This window comes from Brenneria populi (assembly GCF_036016195.1).
In the GTDB taxonomy this organism is placed as follows: domain Bacteria; phylum Pseudomonadota; class Gammaproteobacteria; order Enterobacterales; family Enterobacteriaceae; genus Brenneria; species Brenneria populi.
Window position 1 is genome coordinate 157,743 of record NZ_JAYWTM010000006.1, and the last position, 17,717, is coordinate 175,459.

At 57.5% G+C, this 17,717-nt stretch carries 17 protein-coding genes; 3 read left to right on the forward strand and 14 right to left on the reverse strand.

Annotation, left to right across the window (positions count from 1 at the left end; translation table 11 throughout):
- Positions 1 to 73 precede the first annotated feature (73 nt).
- Both VSX58_RS08230 and VSX58_RS08235 read right to left on the reverse strand, forming a co-directional pair.
- A complete protein-coding gene (locus VSX58_RS08230; protein ID WP_327617663.1) occupies positions 74 to 1,621 on the reverse strand; it encodes a carbohydrate porin in 1,548 nt (515 codons plus the stop codon).
- A 191-nt stretch (positions 1,622 to 1,812) separates the two neighbouring features.
- On the reverse strand, positions 1,813 to 2,748 hold the full coding sequence (locus tag VSX58_RS08235) for an aminoimidazole riboside kinase (RefSeq protein WP_327617664.1): 936 nt from the start codon (positions 2,746 to 2,748) through the stop codon (positions 1,813 to 1,815).
- A 453-nt stretch (positions 2,749 to 3,201) separates the two neighbouring features.
- Here VSX58_RS08235 and VSX58_RS08240 point away from each other — a divergent pair, with 453 nt between their 5' ends.
- The 3 genes from VSX58_RS08240 to VSX58_RS08250 all read left to right on the forward strand — a co-directional run bounded on the left by VSX58_RS08240 (position 3,202) and on the right by VSX58_RS08250 (position 6,666).
- On the forward strand, positions 3,202 to 5,415 hold the full coding sequence (locus tag VSX58_RS08240) for a YgiQ family radical SAM protein (RefSeq protein WP_327617665.1): 2,214 nt from the start codon (positions 3,202 to 3,204) through the stop codon (positions 5,413 to 5,415).
- Between the two features lie 141 nt (positions 5,416 to 5,556).
- A complete protein-coding gene (locus tag VSX58_RS08245; RefSeq protein WP_327615185.1) occupies positions 5,557 to 5,988 on the forward strand; it encodes a YhbP family protein in 432 nt (143 codons plus the stop codon).
- A 30-nt stretch (positions 5,989 to 6,018) separates the two neighbouring features.
- Entirely contained in the window at positions 6,019 to 6,666 is a 648-nt protein-coding gene (locus tag VSX58_RS08250; protein WP_327617666.1) for an NAD(P)H-binding protein, read from the forward strand.
- Positions 6,667 to 6,695: 29 nt separating this feature from the next.
- Here VSX58_RS08250 and nrdG read toward each other — a convergent pair whose 3' ends face one another.
- From nrdG to VSX58_RS22500, 12 genes are all read right to left on the reverse strand, one after another.
- A complete protein-coding gene (gene nrdG, locus VSX58_RS08255; protein ID WP_327615183.1) occupies positions 6,696 to 7,160 on the reverse strand; it encodes an anaerobic ribonucleoside-triphosphate reductase-activating protein in 465 nt (154 codons plus the stop codon).
- A 129-nt stretch (positions 7,161 to 7,289) separates the two neighbouring features.
- Entirely contained in the window at positions 7,290 to 9,428 is a 2,139-nt protein-coding gene (gene nrdD, locus VSX58_RS08260; protein ID WP_327617667.1) for an anaerobic ribonucleoside-triphosphate reductase, read from the reverse strand.
- A 284-nt stretch (positions 9,429 to 9,712) separates the two neighbouring features.
- Positions 9,713 to 10,453 carry a proteasome-type protease gene (locus VSX58_RS08265; RefSeq protein ID WP_327615181.1) on the reverse strand — a complete coding sequence of 247 codons (741 nt, stop codon included), beginning with the start codon at positions 10,451 to 10,453 and terminating at the stop codon, positions 9,713 to 9,715.
- 21 nt (positions 10,454 to 10,474) lie between these two features.
- Entirely contained in the window at positions 10,475 to 11,299 is an 825-nt protein-coding gene (locus tag VSX58_RS08270) for a transglutaminase family protein (RefSeq protein WP_327617668.1), read from the reverse strand.
- The gene (locus VSX58_RS08275) at positions 11,296 to 12,225 is read right to left on the reverse strand and encodes an alpha-E domain-containing protein (protein WP_327615179.1); all 930 of its coding nucleotides are present in this window, start codon (positions 12,223 to 12,225) and stop codon (positions 11,296 to 11,298) included. Before VSX58_RS08275 ends, VSX58_RS08270 begins: the two co-directional genes overlap by 4 nt.
- The gene (locus VSX58_RS08280) at positions 12,225 to 13,658 is read right to left on the reverse strand and encodes a circularly permuted type 2 ATP-grasp protein (protein WP_327615178.1); all 1,434 of its coding nucleotides are present in this window, start codon (positions 13,656 to 13,658) and stop codon (positions 12,225 to 12,227) included. The genes VSX58_RS08275 and VSX58_RS08280 overlap by 1 nt, the downstream gene beginning before the upstream one ends.
- Before the next feature lie 439 nt (positions 13,659 to 14,097).
- Positions 14,098 to 14,484, reverse strand: coding sequence for a 2-iminobutanoate/2-iminopropanoate deaminase (gene ridA / locus VSX58_RS08285; RefSeq protein ID WP_327615177.1), 387 nt, complete (start codon positions 14,482 to 14,484; stop codon positions 14,098 to 14,100).
- A gap of 262 nt (positions 14,485 to 14,746) precedes the next feature.
- Positions 14,747 to 15,211, reverse strand: coding sequence for an aspartate carbamoyltransferase regulatory subunit (pyrI, locus tag VSX58_RS08290; protein WP_327617669.1), 465 nt, complete (start codon positions 15,209 to 15,211; stop codon positions 14,747 to 14,749).
- Positions 15,212 to 15,230: 19 nt separating this feature from the next.
- Entirely contained in the window at positions 15,231 to 16,166 is a 936-nt protein-coding gene (gene pyrB / locus VSX58_RS08295) for an aspartate carbamoyltransferase (RefSeq protein ID WP_327617670.1), read from the reverse strand.
- Between the two features lie 2 nt (positions 16,167 to 16,168).
- The gene (locus VSX58_RS08300) at positions 16,169 to 16,402 is read right to left on the reverse strand and encodes a hypothetical protein (protein WP_327617671.1); all 234 of its coding nucleotides are present in this window, start codon (positions 16,400 to 16,402) and stop codon (positions 16,169 to 16,171) included.
- A gap of 196 nt (positions 16,403 to 16,598) precedes the next feature.
- The gene (argF, locus tag VSX58_RS08305; protein ID WP_327617672.1) at positions 16,599 to 17,606 is read right to left on the reverse strand and encodes an ornithine carbamoyltransferase; all 1,008 of its coding nucleotides are present in this window, start codon (positions 17,604 to 17,606) and stop codon (positions 16,599 to 16,601) included.
- Positions 17,590 to 17,682 (reverse strand): hypothetical protein, encoded by a 93-nt coding sequence (locus VSX58_RS22500; RefSeq protein ID WP_407654858.1) that lies wholly within the window; start codon positions 17,680 to 17,682, stop codon positions 17,590 to 17,592. The genes argF and VSX58_RS22500 overlap by 17 nt, the downstream gene beginning before the upstream one ends.
- Positions 17,683 to 17,717 lie beyond the last annotated feature (35 nt).

Sequence of the window (17,717 nt, forward strand, 5' to 3'; positions counted from 1 at the left end):
TTGATAGGTATCCTCGCCGCCGGTTGTCGGAAAGCCCGATAACCGGCGTGCGCTGCGGTATTACGCTGACGTTTTAGAACCAGGTTTCCATCTGGACGCCGAAGTTCCATTCGCCGCCTGCTTTAAAGCCGGTGGAGCCAAAGGTATCTTCGCTGGAGTAGTTATCCAGACGTTTATCCCAGTCCATATAGCTGGCGAACAGGCGCAGCTCCGGACGGCTGAAGAAGTTGGCGATATCGCCGACCTTGAACGTCGGCGCGAAGGTCAGCTTGTAGAAGCCGCCGCTGACGCTGTTTAGCTTGCCCAGGCTGGCTGTGGTATAACCTTTCGGATCCAAATCCATATATTGGTAGCTGCCTTCATAGGCCAGCGCAAAGTTTTCGGTGATCTCCTGAATTAACCGCGCGTTAAAGGTGATCCATTGGTAGCTATCGCCTTCGACATAGCGATCCTTGCTGGTTTGCGCCAGAATGGATGGCGCGAAGCTCCAGGTCTTGCTCAGCGCGGTGGTGCCGTAGGTGGCGAAGCGCCAGGTATTGGCGTCATTGGTCAGGTTGCCGTCTGAACCGACGTTTTTCACTTCGCCGCCCAGGCCGTGGCCGTAGAGAATGGCGGTTTTCGATGTCCCGTCGCGCAGGCCGTAGAAGCTGTCGCCATGGTAGGCGATCATGGCGTGATAGCCTTTATCGCCCGCATTGACGTTAGTGACTTCCGCGCTGGTGTTCGGACGCGCCTCGTTATCCTTCGCCTTCATGCCGCTAAGCATGAATTGGAACGGGCCGACGTAGTTGTTGGCGGTCAAGACGTAGTTTTTAATATCTTCGTTAACCGTGCTGTTTGAACCGTCCGGCGAACCAAAACTACGGCCATATAGCGAGAAGTTACTCTTGGCGCTATCCGCCCACTTGACGTCATAAATCCCGCCGCCGGTGCCGGCAAGGAATACCACGTCGCTATCCAGCCAGTGGATATCGAAATTGTCGCGATCGAAGCGCTTACCGGCCCATAGCGTGGTGTCTTTAAAGGCGCCGGTGAAGGTCGGCAGCGAACCTAGTTCGACAAAGGCTTCACGCACGTTAAGATCGCTGCTGGAGGCCGTCCAGTCGTTATAGCTGCGCTGGCCGTCGGCCATCATCACCTTGAAGCGCGTCGTCGCGCCATTGTCCAGTTTCTGTTTGTGCTCCAGCTTCAGTTCAACGTAGGTGTCATCTTCGTTGCCCAGACGGCCGATATGGCCGCCGGTCTGCCCGGCGGGGGACATGCCCGGCCCGATATCGGTTTTCGAGCTGGTGGAGGAATCATTGACCGATAGGCCGGAGCGCGCGTAGCCGTGGAATTCAAACCCGTCGGCGAATGACTTCTGGCTGGCCAGCGCCGTGGTGCGTTGCTCCACCTGCTGGGTTTTCTGTTCGGTTTGCGTGGTGCGGGCCGCTAACTGCCGGGTTTGGCTTTCCGCGGCTTCCGCTCTGGCTTCAGCCGCCTGCGCGCGCTGTTCGGCCTGTTGCAGACGCTGTTCCAGCGCGTTCAGACGGGCTTCGATGCTGTCGGAGCCGGCGGCAGAGGCGTAAAAGGGGCTGAAGAGTACAAGTCCAATGGCTATGGCGAGTCGGTTTGGTTTCATTTTTTATTCTCTCTTATCCTTGGGGGGGACCTTTGGTGTGCTAAAAATCCGTTTTTGCTAAAATGCTAAACCGATTTTTCGGAGAGAAAATAAGGGGCGGGGATCAGGTTGGCAAGGATATTTACCAACCTGTTTCTGTAAGTGTGATCCTGCCTACAAAACAGGATGCTTAAGCGGGCGTGAAGTGGAGGTTAGGGCCGGGCCAGCGACGTCGAGTTGAGCTGCCGGGCGAGAGGCAGGGCCGTCATGGCGCCTTTCGCCGTGGTCGCCAGCGCGCCGCACAGCTGCGCCTGTTCGATCGCGCCGTCCCAGGAAGCCGGCTGGGACAGGTCGTCATACTCGGCCAGCGCCTGTAATAGGCCGGCGACAAAGGCATCGCCTGCTCCGGTGGTGTCCACCGGGGTGACATAGGGCGCAGGGAAATGCTGCCGTTGCCGGCGGTCATGCAGCCATACGCCTTCGCTGCCCATGGTGACTAACAGCAATTTAATCGGATAGCGCTGCATCAGTTCTTCGATGCCCTGCTCCACGTCGGCGGTGGCGCTGAGAAACGCCAGCTCTTCGCGCGATAGCTTGACGACGTCCGCCAGCGCCAGCGCCTGGTCGAGGCAGGTTTTCAGCGATTGTTCGCTGGACCAGAGGTCCTCGCGGATATTGGGATCGAAGCTGACCCATCCGTTTACGGCCTTGATGCGTCTCATCGCTTCAAAAGCCGTGCCGCGCGACGGTTCCTGGGATAGGGCGATGGAGCAGAGGTGCAGCCATTCGCCTTTTTTGAACTCGGGCAGGTCGCTCGGTTGTATAAACAGATCGGCGCTGGGGCGAACCATAAAGGTAAATGAACGTTCGCCATCCTGGTCGAGGCTGACCACCACGGTGGAGGTTCGATGGGCGCTGTCCCCAATCATGTAACGCGTATCCACCTGTTCCCGATTCAGTACGTCGCGCAGAAAATGGCCGAACACATCGTCGCCTACCCGGCCGATAAACGCGCTCCGACCTTCCAGGCGGGCGATGCCCACCGCCACATTGGCGGGCGCGCCGCCTGGACATTTGAGATAACGCTCGGCGTCTTCCGGAATGAGATCGACCACCGCGTCGCCCATCACCCAAATTTTGTGTGCCATAAATTACTCTTATCAGGGATATTGGAAATGCCTGCTAAAATAGAAGAATCGGTTTAGCTACGCAACTTAATAACGAAATATGTTCAGTTCAAGGCACAAAAAGCGACATCGGCATTAGCGTTTTCCCCTTAAAAAGGCCGCTTATGCCCGCGCAGGCATGCCGCATTGCGATTTATCGGTTGAGAAGTACGTCGTTTTTAGCGGCCGGCCGAATCACCGCCGTTTTTCTTGAGAACGATGGCGCTAATGGCGGCGACGGAGATGGAGTGATTTGGGGGGGAAAATATCCGCCGTAATCGGGGCGACGTCACGGTTATGCGCGATTTTCGGCGGCAAATATTGATCCGACGCATGCCGCAAGCACTCTGAGCGGCAGCGTTATTTCCGTCCGCGTATAATGCTCGCCCCCTTGTATGAGTGGTCATTCCCATTTTCCGACGACGAAGAACTTTTATGCCAATCAGCCTGATCCAGCCAGAACGCACGCTATTCTCCTACCCGCGATATTGGGCCGGGGGCTACGGCACGGCGCCGTTTTTTCCCATGTCGCAGGCGGAGATGGCGCGGCTGGGTTGGGATAGTTGCGATGTCATCATCGTTACCGGCGATGCCTATGTGGATCATCCGAGTTTCGGCATGGCGATTGTCGGACGCATGCTGGAGGCGCAAGGGTTCCGCGTCGGCATCATCTCTCAGCCCGACTGGACGTCGAAAGACGACTTTATGCGTCTTGGCAAGCCGAATCTCTATTTTGGCGTAACGGCCGGCAACATGGATTCGATGATCAACCGCTACACGGCCGATCGGAAATTACGCCGCGACGACGCCTATACGCCCGGTAACGTGGCGGGGAAGAGGCCGGATCGGGCAACGCTGGCGTATAGTCAGCGCTGCAAAGAGGCGTATAGCGATGTTCCGGTGATCCTCGGCGGTATCGAGGCCAGCCTGCGGCGCATCGCGCACTACGATTACTGGTCCGATACCGTGCGGCGCTCGGTGCTGGTGGATGCCAAAGCGGATATGCTGGTCTATGGCAACGGCGAGCGTCCGCTGGCCGAGGTTACGCATCGCCTGGCGGCCGGCGAGGCGATTGGCGATATTCAGGATGTGCGTAATACCGCCGTGATGCGTAAAACGGCGCTGTCCGGCTGGACGGGCGTTGACTCGACCCGGCTCGACAAGCCCGGACGCATTGAACCGATAATGAATCCCTACGGCGAGGATCTCCCCTGTGCCGAAGGGGGGATGGCCGGGACGGATGGGGCGAAGCCAATCACCGTGCGGGCGCCGAAGCCTAAACCGTGGGAAAAAACCTATGTGCTGCTGCCGTCATTTGAAAAAGTGAAGGGCGATAAGGTGATGTACGCCCATGCGTCGCGGATATTGCATCATGAAACCAATCCCGGCTGCGCCAGAGCGTTGATGCAAAAGCATGGCGATCGTTACGTCTGGATTAACCCTCCGGCGATCCCGCTCTCCACCGAAGAGATGGATGCCGTGTTCGCGTTGCCGTTTCAGCGCGTTCCGCACCCTTCCTACGGTAAGGCGGTGATTCCGGCCTACGAGATGATCCGTTTTTCGATCAATATCATGCGCGGCTGTTACGGCGGTTGCTCTTTCTGTTCGATCACCGAGCACGAAGGGCGGATCATCCAGAGCCGTTCTGAGGCGTCGATCGTCAGCGAAATCGAGGCGATCCGCGACCATGTGCCGGGATTTACCGGCGTTATCTCCGATCTGGGCGGCCCGACGGCCAATATGTACATGCTGCGCTGCCAGTCGCCGCGCGCCGAGCAGAGCTGCCGGCGAGCCTCCTGCGTTTATCCTGAAATCTGTCCGCATATGGATACCAACCATGAGCCGACCATCAGGCTGTATCGACGCGCCCGCGGCCTGAAAGGCATCAAGAAGATCCTTATCGCTTCCGGCGTCCGTTACGATCTGGCGGTAAAAGATCCGCGTTATATCAAGGAACTGGCCGAGCATCACGTCGGCGGATATCTCAAGATCGCGCCCGAGCATACGGAGGCCGGGCCGTTGTCGAAAATGATGAAGCCGGGAATGGGAAGCTATCACCGTTTTAAAACGCTGTTTGACGACTATTCAAAGCAGGCGGGAAAAGAGCAGTATTTGATTCCCTATTTTATCTCCGCGCATCCGGGAACCCGGGATGAGGATATGGTCAATCTGGCGCTATGGCTGAAAAAAAACCGCTTCAGATTGGATCAGGTGCAGAACTTCTACCCTTCGCCATTGGCGAATGCCACCACCATGTACTACAGCGGCAAGAATCCGCTGGGCAAAGTGGACTATAAAAGCGAGAACGTGGTGGTGCCGCGGGGCGAGCGTCAGCGGCGCCTGCATAAAGCGCTGCTGCGCTACCACGATCCGGCTAACTGGCCGCTGCTGCGCGAAGCGCTGAGCGCGATGGGGCTGAAACGTTTGATCGGCAGCCGGCCCGACTGCCTGATCCCCGCGCCGGCGCCGGGGGAGCGCGCCGCCCAGGGAACGAAAGGCCGCGCCGCCGCCCGCCCGGCGTTGACCCGTTTTACCGTGCCGGCCGCCGCCCAGCAGCCGGCCGCGAAAAAACGGCCGCCGATGGCGAAAAGTTCCCGGCCGGGTAAGGCATCCGGCCGGTCGAAATCGGCGAACCGCGGTAAAAAATAGCCGCGAGCGATTGCTAACGCCGCTTGAGGCGTGATTCCCGTCGCCGTTCGGCAGGGCGGCCCCGTCAGGTTCAAATCTTGCATCCGTCGGACAGGTGCGTTCAGAATATCGCCTGCGATCCCCGATGAGACAGGAGGGTAGGTGAACATGGAGAATACGCTGCAAACCATCTCGCGTTATTTGAAAAAGCAGCACGTGCTGACGCTATGCGCGGGTGAAAATTCGGATTTATGGTGCGCGAGTTGCTTCTACACTTATGACGAAAGTCAGGCGGCTTTTTATGTGATGACGGAAGCAGATACGCGCCACGGCGCGCTGATGTCCCGGCAGCCGCAAATCGCCGGAACGGTGAGCGGCCAGCCGAAAAACGTCATGCTGATTAAAGGCGTTCAGTTTCGCGCGCGGGCGCTACGTCTGGAAGGGGAAGAGGAGCGACAGGCTCGGGCGCATTATAACCGGCGTTTCCCGATCGCCAGAGCGGCGCATGCGCCTATCTGGCGTTTACAACTGACGGAATTGAAGATGACGGACAACAGTTTGGGATTCGGAAAAAAGCATCACTGGCGGCGTTAGCCGCCGGCAGAGCGCAACAGGGGGAAAAGTATGAGCCGGATATTGCTATTGGGCGCATCGGGGCTGGTCGGAAATGAGTTGCTGCAGCTTCTGAAGGCGAACAATCGGGTGGAAATGATTTATGCGCCGACCCGTAAGCCTCTGCCCCCGTCGGAACGCGTGGTGAATCCGTATGACGCGGATCTATTGGCGGCGCTTGCCCAAGTTACCGCCCCCATCGATATCGCGTTTTGCTGCCTGGGGTCGACCATCAAGGCGGCGGGCAGCAGGCAGGCATTCCGTCATGTGGACGGTACGCTGGTGGTGGGCGGGGCGAAAGCGGCCCTGGCCCTGGGCGCGAAACAGTTTCTGGTGGTCAGCGCCCTCGGCGCCGATGCGGATTCGCTCTTTTTTTATTCGCGGGTCAAGGGCGAAACCGAGAGGGCGCTGCGCGAGCAGGAATGGCAGCATCTGGCGCTGGCCAGGCCGTCGATTCTATTAGGACAGAGGCGGGAGCGGCGTCTGCTGGAGAGCCTGGCCGCGCCGCTGTTTCGTCTTTTGCCGGGAAAATGGCGGGCTATCGAGGGGAAAACGGTGGCGCAGGCGCTGGTAAACCAGGCCTTTTCTCCCGAGCCCAAAGCGAGAGTGACGGTTTTGGAATCCCGGCAGCTACGCGCGCTGGGCAGGCAGAATGCATAGCGGGCAAGCGCGGACCGGCCGGGCGGGGATTAGCGCAGGTAGTGGATAACCTGATTGCTGCTGCCTCGCCAGATCAGAGCGGGATCTTTGAGATCCTGCACAAACTTGCCGTCCACCAGCACGTTAATCAGCGATACCACCTGCTGTTGCGCTTCGTTCAGCTCGGCGAGCACGTAGCCCGTCCAGACCCAGATATCTTTACCGGGGCACTCCGCGCGTATCCGTTGTACCAGCCGCAGGATATCGGGCACGTTCTGCGGATGCAGCGGATCGCCGCCGGACAGGGTAATGCCCTGCCGGGGAATCTGCGTATCCTGCAGATCGGCGATGATGCGGTCCTGCAATTCCTGAGTAAACGGCCGGCCGGAGTTTAACCGCCAGGTGCTTTTGTTGTAGCAGCCGGGGCATTGGTGTACGCAGCCCGAGACAAACAGCGTGCAGCGCGTTCCGGGACCGTTGACCACGTCCACCGGGTAATATTGGTGATAATTCATGGCGTTTTTACTACCGTGATCGGCTGATGGCGATATCTCTCAATGCGCCGCGCCCGCCCAAGCGAGGCGGCCTCTCCGGCGGCGGCTTGCCGGAGAGGCGTGGGCGACGGAAATATGCCGCTGGATAAATTAACCGAGCTGTCCGTTGCCCAAATGTTTGATGCGGCGTTTTACCTCTTCCTGCTTGCCGGCGTTGAACGGGCGGGCGTCCGGGCTGCCGAGGTAGCCGCAAACCCGACGCGTAACGGATACGCGGGACGAGTCGTGATTGCCGCATTTCGGGCAGGTGAATCCCTTGCTGGTGCACTCGAATTCGCCGGTGAAGCCGCACTCATAGCATTCGTCGATCGGCGTGTTGGTGCCGTAGTAAGGTACGCGGCTGTAGCTGTAGTCCCAAACGTCTTCCAACGCCTTCAGGTTATGCTGCAGGTTCGGGTATTCGCCGTAGCAAATAAAGCCGCCGTTCGCCAGGGGCGGGTAGGGCGCTTCGAAGTCGATCTTCTCGTACGGGTTAACCTTCTTCTCCACATCCAGATGGAAGCTGTTGGTGTAGTAGCCTTTGTCCGTGACGCCTTTGATCACGCCGAATTCGGCGGTATCCAAACGGCAGAATCGGTCGCACAGGTTTTCGCTGGGCGTGCTGTACAGGCTGAAGCCGTAGCCGGTCTCCTCTTTCCATCGATCGGTCGCCTGTTTCAGGCGCGCGACGATAGCCACGGCTTTTGCGCGCAGCGTTTCATCGTCGAAGACATGAACCTCACTGCCGAACAGCGCGTTGATGGTTTCGTGAATCCCAATGTAGCCCAGCGAAATAGAGGCGCGGCCGTTTTTGAAGATCTCCGCCACGCTGTCGTCCGCTTTTAAGCGTACGCCGCAGGCGCCTTCCATATACAGAATCGGCGCGACGCGCGCCTTCACGTTTTCCAGGCGGGCGATACGCGTCATCAGCGCTTTTTTCGCCAGCGCCAAACGTTGGTCGAGCAGCGTCCAGAAACGCGCTTCATCCCTTCCGGCTTCCAGCGCGATGCGGGGCAGGTTCAGGCTGATGACGCCCAAATTGTTGCGGCCGTCGTGGATCTGTTTGCCGTCCTCTTCGTAGACGCCAAGGAAACTGCGGCAGCCCATCGGCGTTTTGAATGAGCCGGTTACTTCAACCACCCGATCGTAATTCAGAATATCGGGGTACATGCGTTTACTGGCGCACTCCAGCGCCAGCTGCTTGATGCTGTAATTCGGATCGTTAGGCTTACGGTTCAGCCCGTCGCGAACGGCGAATACCAGTTTGGGGAACACTGCCGTTTTGTGATTTTTGCCTAATCCGGCGATACGGTTGCGCAGAATCGACTCCTGGATCAGGCGCGATTCCCAACGGGTGCCCAGCCCAAAGCCGAAAGTGACGAAAGGCGTCTGGCCGTTGGCGGTATGCAGGGTGTTGACTTCATATTCCAATGACTGGAACGCGTCATAACACTCTTTTTCCGTCCGGGTGCGGGCGTACTCATCGGCCTGGGGTATATTCCACTCTTTGGCCACGGCCTTATGTTTTTCATGGCTGGCGGCGACGAAGGGCGCCAGAATTTCATCGATGCGGTTAATGGTCGTGCCGCCGTAGATATGGCTGGCGACCTGGGCGATGATCTGCGCCGTTACCGCGGTTGCGGTCGAAATCGATTTCGGCGGTTCGATCTCCGCGTTGCCCATTTTGAACCCTTTGGTCAACATGCCGTCGAGATCGATCAGCATGCAGTTAAACATCGGGAAGAAGGGGGAGTAATCCAGATCGTGATAGTGAATCTCGCCGCGCTCGTGGGCCAGCACGACGTCGCGCGGCAGAATGTACTGTTTGGCGTAGTGTTTGGCTACGATACCGGCCAGCAGATCGCGCTGGGTGGGGATGACCTTGCTATCTTTGTTGGCGTTTTCATTCAGTAACGCCATGTTGCTCTGTTCCACCAGCCCGCGGATCTCCTGGTTCAGCCGGCCGTGGCGTTCGCGCGCGATATCCCTGTCATGGCGATATTCGATATAGGTGCGCGCCAGCTGTTTGTACTTGCCGGACATCAACAGATTTTCAACCGCATTTTGGATATCGCGAATATCGACGCGCCGCTTATCCTGCATTTGTTGTGCGACTGCGCCAGCCACGGTTGCGCAGTAGTCGGAATCGTCGATGCCAGCGGCCTGCGCCGCTCGCTCTACGGCCTCTTTGATGCGGATTTCATCAAAAGGTACCTGGCAGCCATCCCGTTTAATCACTACTGGTTTCACGTTCCGTTCCTCTGTTGATGTTATCCACAGGAAAACCACAGCGATGAACCAAGGGGGAACGCTGTGGATGATGTTGTGGATAACCACTATATATGGGTATTTTTAATATAATAGACCCTATATGTAGTTCTTGGCGTGAGAAAGTACGCGTTTTATTGATCTAAAACAAAGAAGTCGGAACTCAGTTGAAAGGCTGTTCGGCGGTTATTTTTTATGCGATTAGAGGCGGTTGATTTGGCTCATTTTTTTGAGACAGAGTCGATTCTCTGTCTCTGTCTCTGTCTTTATTCGCGTTCCGCCATCGGAAAAGGCGGAAGCTGACGAAAGGTATTCAGCAGCCCTTCCGACCACGCCTTGCGGATCTTGACGAAGTAGTCGTCGTCTTCGGTGATGCGCCGCTGCCCGCCGGCGTCGAAACTGCCCGCGCGGTAAATCATCACATCCAACGGCAGTCCCACGGACAGGTTGCTGCGCAGGGTCGAATCGATGGAGATCAGCGCGCAGCACATCGCCTGTTCAAGCGGCGTGTCCATGCTCAGCACCCGATCGATAATCGGTTTGCCGTATTTGCTCTCGCCGATCTGAAAATAGGGGGTGTCTTTGGTGGCTTCGATAAAGTTGCCTTCCGGATAAATATGGAACAGCCGCGGCTCTTCGCCGTTAATCTGGCCGCCAAGAATAAGGTTGCAGCCGAAATTGGTATTGCTGCCGTTCTGCTGGGATTGGCTGTCGCGGCAGATCACTTCGCGAATGGTTTCTCCCACTAGCATTGCGGCGTCGTACATGGAGTCGGTCTGCAACAGATTCGGCGTTTCCTGCGCGTCGATGCGTGAGCCAAGCAGGCTGATGATGCTCTGTGTGGTGGCCAGATTGCCGGCGGATTGGATCACCAATACACGTTTTCCGCCATCATGAAAAACATGCAGTTTTTTGAACGTTGCAATATGATCGACCCCGGCATTGGTGCGGGAATCTGAAGCAAACACTAAACCGTCGGACAGACGCATGGCCACACAGTACGTCATAACCACCTTCTCGTTAAAAATCTACTGTTGCTGCTGTACCTGCTGTTGGCGTTCAAACAGGCGTACCTCAGCCTCGGAAAACATCTCTTCACATCCGCCGCCGAGCCGCGTACCGCGAACCGGGCAGGCATCAAGATAATCCATGCCGACCGCCAACAGCAAATGCTGATTGAGCCGGCAGGTATTATTTGTGATATCAAAACTTTGCCAGCGGTCGTCGATCCACGCCTCAGCCCAGGCGTGCATGGCCACATGTTGCGTATCCGCGCTGTAGACATAGCCGCTGACATAGCGGGCGGGGACCTGCAGGCTGCGGCAGCAGGCGAGAAAAACGTGGGTATGATCCTGACAGACGCCCTTTTGCATGGCGAAGGCCTCGGCCGCGCTATCCTGCACCTGCGTCGCGCCGGGAGTATACGGCATTTTCACGCGCAATTCCGCCATCAGCGCCATCAGACTCTCCGCGGGCGACTGCGGCCGGTAATGGCGCCGGGCGAATTCGCGGATAGGGCGATCCGCCTGCGTCAGCGGCGTTGCGCGCAGGAACACCAGCGGCGAAAGCGCATCGCCCTCGCTGCGGCAATCCGCTTGTTCCTCGCTATCGGCGATCTCCACCACGCCCTGGGCGTGGATGGTGATGTCGCTATGCGGCGCGTCCAGGGTCAGCACGTGCATGATGTTGCCGTAGGTGTCGGTGGTGGCGACGGCCGAAGCCGGCAGCGTCAGATTCCACGCCTTAATCCGCTGGCGGGCCGAACTCTGCGGCGTCAGGCGCAGATACTGGGTGCTGAACTTCACTTCCTCATCATAGCGGTAATGCGTCAGGTGATTGATGGTCAGTTTCATAGCGCCTCCAGATAGGTGTGACGGATGCTGTCAGCCAGTTCATTGATTTTAATTAAGAAATTATTTAGATAGACATCCAGACCCTCTTTCATTATGTCGTCCATGGTGCAAAAACGCAGCTCTACGTTCAGCAGATGGGCAAGGCGGCGGGGAACCTTGGCCCGTTTGCTGCCGATGGCCTCCAACTGCTGCACCAGATCGTCCACGCAGGCGTGCAGCGAACGCGGCATATCCGCGCGCAATATCAGCAGTTCGGTCACGGTTTCACGGCTGATCGGCTGACGATAGATGCTGTGGTAGGCCTCGCGCGCGCTGACCGCGCGCAGCAGCGTATCCAGCCGGTAGTATTCGCGCACCGGATCCGGGTCGCTGTTTAACTGCTGGTTTTTCAAATCAAGCAGTTGCGCGGTGGCGTAGGCGCGTTCGATCAGCGTGCCGAGCCGAATGAAGTTTTGCGCGTCGCCGCGCAGCAGGGTGCCGAACATCGCGCCCCGGAACAGGTGTGCGCGCTCCTTGACCCAGTCGAAGAAGGCGTCGATGCCGATTTTATCCACCCCCTGATAGCGCAGGTTGCGAATATCTATGCGGGTGGTGTTGATGCATTCCCAGATTTCCGACGAGAGGCTGCCGCGCACGGCGTGGGCATTATTCCAGGCCATCTCGATACAGTTATAAATGCTGCTGGGGTTTTGGCTGTCCAGGGCGAAGAAATTCAGCAGGTTGTTCATGGAGAAACGCGCATAGCGCTCCTGAAACAGCTCATGCGTATAGGTCAGGTTCAGCGGCAGCGCCAAATCGCGCTGCTGCTGGCTATGACGCGGTATCATGGACAGTTTGTAGGTCACGTCCAAAACGCGGGCGAGGCTTTCGGCCCGTTCCAGGTAGCGGGCCATCCAATAGAGTTCACTGGCGGTGCGGCTTAGCATTATTCATCCTCCTCCATGACCCAGGTATCTTTGGTGCCGCCGCCTTGCGAGGAGTTGACCACCAGCGAACCTTCCGTTAATGCGACGCGGGTTAAACCGCCGGGTATCAGGCGGATCTCTTCGCCCGACAGCGCGAACGGGCGCAAATCGATATGGCGGGGAGCCAGCCCGTCCTCCACAAAGGTCGGACAGGTGGAGAGCGCCAGCGTTTCCTGGGCGATATAGTTGTGCGGCTGCGCCAGCAGGCGCTGGCGGAAATCCTCTATTTCCCGACGCGTGGCCCGCGGGCCGACCAGCATGCCGTACCCGCCTGCGCCGTGCACTTCTTTCACCACCATGCTATCCAGGTTGCCGAGCACATGGCTTAACGCTTTGGGATCGCGGCACTGCCAGGTCGGGATGTTGCCCAGGATAGGCTCTTCGGACAGGTAGAAGCGGATCATTTCGGGAACGTAGGGATAGATGGATTTGTCGTCCGCGACGCCGGTGCCGATGGCGTTCGCCAGCACCACGCCGCCGGCGCGGTACACCGACAGCAGGCCGGGAACGCCCAGCATGGAGTCCGCGCGGAACGCCAGCGGATCGAGGAACGCATCGTCCACCCGGCGATAAATGACGTCCACCCGGCACGGGCCTTCGGTGGTGCGCATATAGACCGCGCCTTCTTTAACAAACAGATCGGCGCTTTCCACCAGTTCGACGCCCATCTGCTGGGCGAGGAAACTGTGTTCGAAATAGGCGCTGTTAAAGCGCCCCGGCGTCATGACCACCACGGTGGGGTCGTCCACCAGCGTGCTTTCCCGCAGCGTCTGCAACAGATAGCTGGGATAACGTTCGACGGGCGCGATATGCTGTCTGGCGAAGAGATCCGGATACAGCCGCATCATCATTTTGCGGTTTTCCAGCATGTAGGAAACCCCGGAAGGGGTGCGCAGGTTATCTTCCAGAACGTAATAATTACCGTCGCTGTTGCGCACCATATCGATGCCGGTGATATGGGCGTAAATATTGTTGTGCAGATGCACCCCCTGCATACAGGGCTGATACTGCTCGTTCGCCAGCACCTGTTCGCTGGGGATAATACCGGCCTTGAGAATATGTTGCTGATGATAGATATCGTACAGAAAGGCATTCAAGGCCTGTACCCGCTGGCGAATGCCGAGGTCGAGCCGGCGCCATTCGTGGGCGGGAATAATGCGCGGGACGCTGTCGAAAGGAATTAAGCGTTCGGTGCCGCCCTCTTCGCCGTAGACGTTAAAGGTGATCCCAACCCGGTGGAACAACAGTTCGGCCTGCTCCTTTTTTTGCCTGATCGCCTGTTGATCTGTCTGTTGCAGCCATTGCCAATAGGAGTTGTAGTGTTGGCGTTGTTCGCCCTGCGCGGAGAGCATCTCGTCGTAGTAAGGCGGTGTTGGAAGCGTCATTTTTATCATTGTCGTCCTCTGGCATCACGCTGAAAAAGTGATAACGGGATGATGCATAAAGTGCGCCATATTGAAAAAACGCGCGCCGGTTACGGTAATGACGATCGGTTAAGCATCGTGATACACGGGGCGACCGCCAGGGTGAGGCGTCCCTACGGGAACCTCCCCCGGTGTTTCCCCTAAAAATCGGCTTAAGTGACCAGCATTCGCCGGTTACGGTTATTTTTTCGCACTGGCTTAGTGCGTGATTTTGCGCGCATGCCCAATTTAGGGTAGGCGAGAAAACGGATCGGAGAGCTGCGCAAGGGAAAGGACGCGAGAATATGGCCTAACGCGCTTTTTTACTTAGGCGGCGCGTCGGCCTGTGGCGAGGCGGGCAGAAGACGGCCCGCCGTCAATAAGGTGCCGCTAAATAGTGCGTCATTCGGCATGACGCCCCATCATGGGGCTAGCGGCGTACCGCGATGGCTTCGATTTCGATTTTCACGTCTTTGGGCAGACGGGCGACTTCGACGCAGGAGCGAGCCGGGAATGACGCCTGATGTTCGGTAAAGAAGGCTTCATAGGCGGCGTTCACGGTGGCGAAGTCGTTCAGATCTTTTACGAATACCGTGGTTTTAACGATATCGGCGACCTTGAGGCCGGCGGCTTCCACGATGGCCTGAACGTTAGCCAGAGACTGGCGCGCCTGGGCGGTAACGTCATCGGCGACCAGGCCGGTTTTCGGATCTACCGGAATCTGGCCGGAGGTGATGATCATACCGCCGAGATCGACACCCTGTACATAAGGGCCGATCGCCGCCGGCGCGCGTTCGGTGCTGATGGTGCGTGACATAGTATTTCCTTGCATGGTTTATCAATAGCGCGAATGCGTCATTATTCAAAAAAGCGCCGTATCAGGCAACAATGCCGATCGTTTAAGCATCGAGATACATGGGGCGACCACAGGGGTGAGGCGTCCCTACGGGAACCTCCCCCTGTGTTTCCCCTAAAAACCGGCTTAAGTGAACGGCACTACGTATCAGGCAACGGCTATCAACGATACGCGCCGAGTGTGGCGCCGGCGCGCTTTTCATTATCAGCATTAAAGGCCGGAATCAGTGATTCTGCAATACTGCCTGCCGCTCAAACTCTTTTTCGCAGTATTTGCACTTCAGCTGCACTTCGCCTTCGCGCAGCTTAACGCCGAAGGAGGAGACAACCGGCTCCCTGCGGCTGATGCAGTTGCTATTCGGGCAGGTTAGTACATCGTCGATATGATCGGGCAGCGTCGGCGTCAGCTTACGCACCACATTATAGTCGTCTATCTGATTCACCGTGGCCTGCGGCGCATAGATCGCCAGCTGGTTCGCCTGTTGCTCGGTCAGGAATATATTTTCAATCTTGATCAGATCCTTGCGGCCAAGCTGATTGGAAGGCAGGTTCAGGCCGATGGTGATGCGCTGGTCCGTCGCGGTCAGTTTGAATAAGGTCAGCAGCTTAAAGCCCACCTGGGCGGGAATGTGGTCGATAACCGTGCCGCGTTTGATGGCTTCCACCTGTAATTTATTGTCGTGAGTCATGGCTATTCCTCTTCTTTTCTCACAGAACCAATTCGCGATTCAGTACCATCGCCAGCAACGCCTGGCGGGCGTAAATACCGTTTCCCGCCTGCTGGAAGTAGTAAGCGTACGGCGTTTTATCCACATCGGTGGTGATTTCGTCGATGCGCGGCAGCGGGTGCAGAACTTTCAGGTTGGCGCGCGCGCCGCCCAGATCGGCGGCGCGCAGAATAAACTGAGCTTTGATGTTGATGTATTCGGACGGATCCAGGCGCTCCTTCTGTACCCGCGTCATATACAGAATATCCAGGTCGGCGACCACGTCCTCGATGCTGCTGTGCAGGCTGTAGGGAATATTTTTTTCCGCCAGCATTTTCAGAATGTAATCCGGCATCGCCAGCGCGTTCGGCGCGATGAAGTAAAAACGGTTGCCCTCGAATTTCGCCAGCGCCTGGGTAAGGGAGTGAACGGTGCGCCCATATTTCAGGTCGCCGACCATGGCGATATTGATATTGTTCAGGCGGCCCTGGGTCTCTTTTATGGTGAACAGATCGAGCAGCGTCTGCGTCGGGTGCTGGTTGGCGCCATCGCCGGCGTTGAGCACCGGAACACCGCCGGAGAATTCGGTGGCGAGGCGGGACGCGCCTTCCTGGGGATGACGCATGACGATCGCATCCACATACTGGCTGATGACCGAGATGGTGTCGGCCAGCGTTTCGCCTTTTTTGCCCAAAGAGGTGTTACTGCTGTCGGCAAAACCGACGACGGAGGCCCCCAGACGATGCATCGCCGTTTCAAAAGATAACCGGGTGCGCGTCGAGGCTTCAAAAAAGCAGCTCGCGATGACCTTATGCTTCAACAGCTCGGGCTGGGGATTCGCTTTCAGGCTGGCGGCGACCTGCAACGCCAGTTCGAGATCCTCTCGGCTGAGATCGCTAATTGAGATGACATGTTTTTGATAAAGCGGATTGATCATTTTTATATTTTCTCCCAACGGTTAGACGCCCGGTAAACAGATAGCCGCCGCAAACGACAGGCGGCCCGCAGGGTGACCGCCAGGGGTGGCCGGCCACAAAAAAAAAGCCCCTCATCGAGGGGCTTTTTTATCAACGATAGATCAAACAACGGAAAGGAAAACGCCTGCTGGCCGCCGGACGGCAGCTGTGGTTGGTAACCAACATGAACGGCGGTTTTTTCGATGCGGCGGCGCATGACTCCTCCCGGCAAATTGTCGGGAATTATACGCGCCGATGACGCTAATTCAAGCGGAAAACCTGATTTTTTACCCGCGGCAATCGATTGCGTCGCGCATATCGCCGACGGCGGGCGGCTGCGGCGATTGATGCCGAAGTCAGCGGTTAGGGAAGGGGATAACGTCGCATCATCCCCTGCGATGGCGGTAGGCTGATTAATCCTGACCGAGCGTCGCCACCATCACGGCTTTAATGGTGTGCATGCGGTTTTCCGCCTGATCGAAGACGATACTGTGCGCGGATTCAAACACTTCATCCGTGACCTCCATTCCGCCGCGCAGGCCGTACTGTTCGGCCATCTGTTTGCCGAGCGTGGTCTGGTCGTCATGAAACGCCGGCAGGCAGTGGAGGAATTTCACCTGCGGATTGGCGGTGGCGGCAATCATCGCCATATTGACCTGATACGGTTTCAGCAGGGTGATACGCTCCCGCCAGGTCTCTTTGGGTTCGCCCATGGATACCCAAACGTCGGTATAAATGTAGTCGACGTCGGCCACGCCCTCGGCGATATCCTCGGTCAGGGTGATGCGGCCGCCGGTCTGTTCGGCCGCGGCCCGGCACTCGGCAACCAGTCCCGCTTCCGGCCAGCAGGCTTTGGGCGCGACCAGGCGTAAATCGAGCCCGGTCAAGGCGGCGGCTTCCAGCATGGTATTGCCCATATTGTTACGGGCGTCGCCCACGTAGGCCATCTTCATATCCGACAGCGCCTTGGCCGGTAAATGTTCCTGCATCGTCAGCAGATCCGCCAGCAGCTGCGTCGGATGGAATTCGTCCGTCAGTCCGTTCCACACCGGGACGCCGGCATATTGCGCCAGCGTCTCGACGATCTGCTGGCCGTAGCCGCGATACTGGATACCGTCATACATTCTGCCCAGCACGCGCGCCGTATCCTTGATGGATTCCTTATGGCCGATTTGACTGCCGCTGGGCGCCAGGTAGGTCGCCTGAGCCCCCTGATCGTATGCAGCAACTTCGAAAGAGCAACGGGTGCGGGTTGAATCTTTTTCGAAGATGAGTGCGATATTTTTGCCGTGCAGGTGGCGGATTTCCTTACCGTTTTTTTTATCGGCTTTCAGTTTTGCCGCCAGGGCCAAAAGATCGGCGATTTCTACCGGCGTAAAATCCATTAATCTTAAAAAATGACGCTTATAAAATGACTTCATGACGCGTATCTCCATACTGCCCGATGCTATTGATTGAATTAAAATTCACTTTATATGTGTAATTATTCAAATTCAAGTGCCGAGGACAAACTTTGTGGTGGAGACGGCCGC

Coding starts and splice junctions, on each gene's coding strand:
- VSX58_RS08240 (WP_327617665.1), top strand. CDS start 3,202: ATGCCAATCAGCCTGATCCAGCCAGAACGCACGCTATTCTCCTACCCG.
- pyrB (WP_327617670.1), bottom strand. CDS start 16,166: ATGATCAATCCGCTTTATCAAAAACATGTCATCTCAATTAGCGATCTC.
- VSX58_RS08270 (WP_327617668.1), bottom strand. CDS start 11,299: ATGAAACTGACCATCAATCACCTGACGCATTACCGCTATGATGAGGAA.
- VSX58_RS08275 (WP_327615179.1), bottom strand. CDS start 12,225: ATGCTAAGCCGCACCGCCAGTGAACTCTATTGGATGGCCCGCTACCTG.
- argF (WP_327617672.1), bottom strand. CDS start 17,606: ATGAAGTCATTTTATAAGCGTCATTTTTTAAGATTAATGGATTTTACG.
- VSX58_RS08300 (WP_327617671.1), bottom strand. CDS start 16,402: ATGCGCCGCCGCATCGAAAAAACCGCCGTTCATGTTGGTTACCAACCA.
- VSX58_RS08235 (WP_327617664.1), bottom strand. CDS start 2,748: ATGGCACACAAAATTTGGGTGATGGGCGACGCGGTGGTCGATCTCATT.
- VSX58_RS08280 (WP_327615178.1), bottom strand. CDS start 13,658: ATGATAAAAATGACGCTTCCAACACCGCCTTACTACGACGAGATGCTC.
- nrdG (WP_327615183.1), bottom strand. CDS start 7,160: ATGAATTATCACCAATATTACCCGGTGGACGTGGTCAACGGTCCCGGA.
- VSX58_RS08230 (WP_327617663.1), bottom strand. CDS start 1,621: ATGAAACCAAACCGACTCGCCATAGCCATTGGACTTGTACTCTTCAGC.
- pyrI (WP_327617669.1), bottom strand. CDS start 15,211: ATGACTCACGACAATAAATTACAGGTGGAAGCCATCAAACGCGGCACG.
- VSX58_RS08250 (WP_327617666.1), top strand. CDS start 6,019: ATGAGCCGGATATTGCTATTGGGCGCATCGGGGCTGGTCGGAAATGAG.
- ridA (WP_327615177.1), bottom strand. CDS start 14,484: ATGTCACGCACCATCAGCACCGAACGCGCGCCGGCGGCGATCGGCCCT.
- VSX58_RS08265 (WP_327615181.1), bottom strand. CDS start 10,453: ATGACGTACTGTGTGGCCATGCGTCTGTCCGACGGTTTAGTGTTTGCT.